This is a genomic window from Bittarella massiliensis (ex Durand et al. 2017) (assembly GCF_009876955.1).
Taxonomy (GTDB): Bacteria; Bacillota; Clostridia; order Oscillospirales; family Ruminococcaceae; genus Bittarella; species Bittarella massiliensis.
Map to the genome: position 1 here is coordinate 14,807 of NZ_WWVY01000019.1, position 5,498 is coordinate 20,304.

Annotated in this window: 5 protein-coding genes; all 5 read left to right on the forward strand. The window is 65.4% G+C overall.

Translation table 11 applies throughout. The features are described 5' to 3' along the window. Window positions 1–707 (forward strand): RsmB/NOP family class I SAM-dependent RNA methyltransferase (locus GT748_RS13940; protein WP_279286109.1); only part of this gene is annotated, 707 nt, incomplete at its 5' end. 17 nt (window positions 708–724) lie between these two features. Then, entirely contained in the window at window positions 725–1,753 is a 1,029-nt protein-coding gene (gene rlmN, locus GT748_RS13945) for a 23S rRNA (adenine(2503)-C(2))-methyltransferase RlmN (RefSeq protein ID WP_021658608.1), read from the forward strand. A 12-nt stretch (window positions 1,754–1,765) separates the two neighbouring features. Then, the gene (locus GT748_RS13950) at window positions 1,766–2,491 is read left to right on the forward strand and encodes a Stp1/IreP family PP2C-type Ser/Thr phosphatase (protein WP_021658609.1); all 726 of its coding nucleotides are present in this window, start codon (window positions 1,766–1,768) and stop codon (window positions 2,489–2,491) included. Between the two features lie 16 nt (window positions 2,492–2,507). After that, a complete protein-coding gene (gene pknB / locus GT748_RS13955) occupies window positions 2,508–4,577 on the forward strand; it encodes a Stk1 family PASTA domain-containing Ser/Thr kinase (protein ID WP_021658610.1) in 2,070 nt (689 codons plus the stop codon). Window position 4,578: 1 nt separating this feature from the next. Then, entirely contained in the window at window positions 4,579–5,472 is an 894-nt protein-coding gene (gene rsgA / locus GT748_RS13960; protein WP_021658611.1) for a ribosome small subunit-dependent GTPase A, read from the forward strand. Window positions 5,473–5,498 lie beyond the last annotated feature (26 nt).

Sequence of the window (5,498 nt, forward strand, 5' to 3'; positions counted from 1 at the left end):
CCGCCGAGACCGGGTGTGAAAACGCCCTGCGGCTGGAGGCGGCGGGCCGGGTGCCCGACCTGCCCGGCTTTGCCGAGGGGCTCTTTCACGTGCAGGACCTCTCCTCCCAGTACTGCGCCCTGGCCCTGGGCGCCAAGCCGGGGGAGCGGGTGATCGACTTCTGCGCCGCCCCGGGCGGCAAGAGTTTCACCCTGGCCCAGATGATGGGGGACGAAGGCGAGCTTCTCGCCTGCGACCTGCAGGGCTACAAGGCCGCCCTCATCGCCGAGGGGGCACAGCGCCTGGGGCTCTCCGCCGTGCGCGCCCAGGTGCACGATGCCCGGCAGCCCCTCCCGGGTGGGGAGGCGGACCGCATCCTCTGCGACGTGCCCTGCTCGGGGTTGGGGGTGATGGGCAAAAAGCCTGACCTGCGCTACAAGCGGCGCGACGAGGTGAAGGACCTGCCCAGCCTGCAGCTGGACATCCTCAAAAACGCCGCCGAACACCTGCGGGTGGGGGGCGAACTGGTCTACTCCACCTGCACCCTCAACCCGGCGGAGAACCAGGGGGTCTTCGGCAAATTCCTGCGGGACGACGGGCGGTTTGTCCGCGTCCCCATCGAACCGGCCTGCCCCGGCGCGGTGAAGGAGGAGGAGACCCTCACCCTCTTTCCCCACAAGACCGGGACCGACGGCTTCTTCATGGCCAAGTGCAGGCGAGTAAAATGAGCGGAGGAGAACGGCCAATGACAGACATCCGCAGCCTCTCCCAGGGGGAGTTGGAGGACCTTTTGACCCAGTGGGGGCAGCCCCGGTACCGGGCGGGCCAGCTCTTTGACTGGCTGCACAAAAAGGGGGCGGACTCCTTTGCGGAGATGAAAAACCTCCCCGCCGCCCTGCGGGAGCAGTTGGCGGGGGAGTGCTTCATCGCCACCGCCGCCGTGGAGCGCAAGCTGGTCTCCCAGCTCGACGGCACGGTGAAATACCTCTTTCGCCTGCGCGACGGCGAGATGGTGGAGGGGGTGGTGATGCGCTACAAGCACGGCCTCTCCATCTGCCTCTCCACCCAGGTGGGCTGCAAGATGGGCTGCTCCTTCTGCGCCTCCACCCTGGCGGGCTTTGTCCGCAGCCTCACCGCCGGGGAGATGCTGGCCCAGATCTACACCGCCTCCCGCGATTTGGGGGAGCGCATCGGCAACGTGGTGCTCATGGGCATCGGCGAGCCGCTGGACAACTACGAGCAGGTGCTGCGCTTCATCCGAAACGTCACCAGCCCCAAGGGACTCGACCTCTCGCCCCGGCACATCACCCTCTCCACCTGCGGGCTCTGCGACCAGATCCGCCGGCTGGCCGACGAACAGCTGCCCATCACCCTCTCCATCAGCCTGCACGCCCCCTTCGACGAGATGCGGGACCGGCTGATGCCGGTCAACCGGCGCTACAACATCGCCCAGCTGCTGGACGCCTGCCGCTATTATTCCGAAAAGACCGGGCGGCGGGTCTCCTTTGAATACACCCTCATCGCCGGGGTCAACGACACCCCGGCCTGCGCCGACCGGCTGGCCCAGCTCTGCCGGGGCTTTTTGAGCCACGTCAACCTGATCCCGGTCAACGCCGTGGAGGAGACCGGCTACACCCACGGCAGCGAGCGGGAGATCCGCGCCTTTCAGGAGCGGCTGGTCCGCCAGGGGGTCAACGCCACGGTGCGGCGGACCCTGGGGGCCGACATCTCCGCCGCCTGCGGCCAACTGCGCAGGCAAGAGCAGCACAATTAGGAGGAAAACACCATGTTGCGAATCGTATCGAATACCGACAAAGGGCTGGTGCGCGACCAAAACCAGGACGCGGCCAAGTCCGGCGCCCTGGCGGACGGGACCATCTGGTCCTGCGTCTGCGACGGGATGGGCGGCGCCGTGGGCGGCAACATCGCCAGCCGGGTGGTGGTGGACGCCTTCGCGGAGTCGGCGGGCTCCCTCTCGGGCGAGTACAGCGCCGAGACGGTGAAGAACTTCCTCATCGCCGCCGTCAACCGGGCCAACGCCCTGGTCTGCCAGCGCATCGAGGAGGACCCCTCCCTGGCGGGGATGGGGACCACCGTGGTGGCCTGCGTGGTCAAGAGCGGGTTTGCCCACATCGCCCACGTGGGGGACAGCCGGGCCTACAAGCTGGGGCCCGGGGGGATCGCCCAACTGACCAAGGACCACTCGATGGTGCAGGTGCTGGTGGAGCAGGGGCAGATCGCCCCGGAAGAGGCAAAGACCCACCCCAAGCGCAACATCATCACCCGGGCCGTCGGCATCTCCCGCAATGTGGATGTGGACTACGAGGAGGTCCCCCTGGAAGAGGGGGAGATGCTGCTGCTCTGTACCGACGGGGTCAGCGGTCCGCTGGAGGACGAAGAGATGCTGCAGATCGTGCGCGAGACGGACTTTTTCCAGGCCACCGCCGCCCTCGTCGAGGCGGCCAACGCCCGGGGCGGCAGCGACAACGCCACCGCCGTGCTCATCGGTTAAAGGGGGAGAGAAGAGAATGGACAAGTACATTGGAAAACGGCTGGACGGCCGCTACCTGGTGGAGGAACTCATCGGCATCGGCGGGATGGCCAACGTCTACAAGGCCACCGACTTGCTGGAGCACACCACCGTGGCCGTCAAGATCCTCAAGGACGAATTCGCCGAGAGCGATGAGTTCCTGCGCCGGTTCAAAAACGAATCCAAGGCCATCTCCCTACTGTCTCACCCCAACATCGTCAAGGTCTTTGACGTGAGCTTCAGCGAAAAGGTCAACTACATCGTCATGGAGTACATCGACGGCATCACCCTCAAGGAGTACATCCAGCAAAAAGACATCCTCCCCTGGAAGGACGCGGTTCACTTCATCACCCAGATCCTGCGGGCTCTGCAGCACGCCCACGACCGGGGCATCGTCCACCGGGACATCAAGCCCCAAAACATCATGCTGCTGCCCGACGGCTCCCTCAAGGTGATGGATTTCGGCATCGCCCGCTTTGCCCGCAGTGAGAACCGCACCATCACCGACCGCGCCATCGGCTCGGTGCACTACATCAGCCCCGAGCAGGCCCGTGGCGACGAGACCGACGCCAAGGCCGACCTCTACTCGGCCGGGGTCATCCTCTTCGAGATGCTCACCGGCCAGCTGCCCTTCGAGGCGGACACCGCCGTGTCGGTGGCCATCAAGCAGATCTCCGACCTGCCGGTCTCCCCCCGCCAGCTCAACCCCGACATCCCCGAGGGGTTGGAGGAGATCACCCTCAAGGCCATGCAGAAGGATGTGGACCGGCGCTACCAGTCCGCCTCCGAGATGCTCTCGGACATCGAGGAGTTCAAGCGCAACCCCTCCATCAGCTTTCAGTACAAGTACTTTGTGGACTCCGAGCCCACCAAGTACATGGACGCCATCAAGGAGGTCCGCACCGAGCAGGAGGAGCTCGCCCCCGAGAAGAAGGGCGGCAAAAAGAAAAAGAAGAAGGGCTTTTTCTCCATCTTCTACAAAGACGACGGCAGCCGCAACAACATGGCCATCCTCGCCGGGATCGCCAGCGCCTTTCTGGTGGCGGCCATGCTCCTCATCGGGGGGATGGCCATCTTCTCCACCGGCATCTTCGGCGGCCGGGTCGCCGCCCCCAACTTGGTGGGGATGAGTTTGGAGGACGCCAAGGCCAAGTACCCCGACTTCAAGTACAAGGAGGGGGACCCGGTCTTCAGCGACGAGATCGAGGCCGGGCTGATTGCCGAGCAGAGCCCCAAGGGCAATGCCCGAATGAAGAAAAACGGCACCATTGAGGTGCACCTGAGCCAGGGCCCCGAGGTGTTGGTGGTGCAGGACGTCTACGGGATGGAGGCCTCCGCCGCCGAGGCGGCGCTGCGCAAGCAGGGCCTCAAGCCGGTCATCGAGCACAAGAAGAGCGACAGCGTGCCAGTGAACTTTGTCATCGAGACCAACCCCGCCAAGGGCACCGAGGTGCAGAAGGGGGACGAGGTCACCATCTACGTCAGCCAGGACGAGGACACCGAGGAGCAGGTGAAGGTCCCCCTCCTCTCGGGCACCGACAAGGCGGGCGCCGAGTCGGCCCTCAAGGGCGTCGGCCTCACCCTGGGCAAGGTGACCGAGGTGGAGAGCGACAAGCCCAAGGGCATCGTGGTGGGGCAGGACCCCGCCAGTGGCACCGAGGTGGATGCGGGCACCATCGTCAACATCGAAGTCAGTAAAGGGCCGAAGGAGCCGACCAAGGTCAGTGTCTCGGTCGCTCTGCCCAAGGGCATCGGCAGCATCCAGCTGAAGATCTACCAGGACGGCCAGATGATCAAGGACGCGGGGGAACTCAACCCCAACTACGGCGGCAGTGGCAGCTATTCCATCGAAGTGTCGGGGCTGGAGAGCGACATGCCGGTCACCGTCACCTTCCAAATCAACGGCAAGCCCTATCAGAGCTATACCGTCAACTTTGCCACCGGCAAGGCCACCCTCAAGGAGGACCACTCCGGTGACGCCGCCTTCAAGCCTGCGCCCACTCCCCCCACTTCTTCCAGCCAGTCGGCGGCCCAGGGCGGGAACGCCGGCGGCGAGGTGAAGGGGTAAGATGCCGAAGGGACTCATCTGCAAGGCCATCAGCGGGTTTTACTACGTCGAGAGCGGCGGCAGGACCTACGCCTGCCGGGCCAAGGGGGCCTTTCGCAACCAGCACATCAAACCCCTGGTGGGGGACTGGGCCCTATTCACCCCCGAGGGGGAGGGCGGCCGGGTGGAGGAGATCCTCCCCCGCAAAAACAGCTTCATCCGCCCCCCGGTGGCCAACATCGACCAGTTTTTCTTTGTGGTCAGCGCCTGCAGCCCGGCGCCCAACCTCTTTGTGCTCGACAAGCTGATTTCCATCGCCGAGTACAAGGGGGTGGAGCCGGTCATCGTCCTCACCAAGCTGGACATGGAGGAGGCCGACCGCATCGCCGCCATCTATCAAAAGGCGGGCTTCCCCGTCCTGCGGGTGGACTACCGCTCCAGCGGCTGGCGCGCCCCGCTGGAGCGCTGCCTGCAGGGCAAGGTCTCGGCCTTCTGCGGCAACTCGGGGGTGGGCAAGTCCACCCTCATCAACCACCTGGGGTTCACCCCCGAGATCGAGACCGGGGAGATCAGCGACAAGCTGGGCCGGGGACGGCACACCACCCGCCAGGTGGAGCTCTACCCCCTGCCCTTTGGCGGCTATCTGGCCGACACCCCCGGCTTTTCCGACGTGCAGCTGCACCGGCAGGAGCAGATCCTCAAGGACCAACTGCCCTACACCTTTCGGGAGATGGTCCCCTACCTGGACGGCTGCCAGTTCACCGGCTGCTCCCACACCTGTGAAAAGGGGTGCGCGGTGCTGGCGGCGGTGACGGCGGGGGAAATCCCCCCCAGCCGCCATGAGAGCTATTGCGCCCTCTACGAGGCGGTCAAGGACATCGCCCCCTGGGAGCTGGAGGGCGGCAAAAAATCGTGATTTATCTGGGTCGGGGGCGCCGGGCG

What these genes read in the sequence shown, in the direction of transcription:
- rlmN (WP_021658608.1), top strand. Translation starts at nt 725, where the DNA reads ATGACAGACATCCGCAGCCTCTCCCAGGGGGAGTTGGAGGACCTTTTG.
- GT748_RS13950 (WP_021658609.1), top strand. Translation starts at nt 1,766, where the DNA reads ATGTTGCGAATCGTATCGAATACCGACAAAGGGCTGGTGCGCGACCAA.
- pknB (WP_021658610.1), top strand. Translation starts at nt 2,508, where the DNA reads ATGGACAAGTACATTGGAAAACGGCTGGACGGCCGCTACCTGGTGGAG.
- rsgA (WP_021658611.1), top strand. Translation starts at nt 4,579, where the DNA reads ATGCCGAAGGGACTCATCTGCAAGGCCATCAGCGGGTTTTACTACGTC.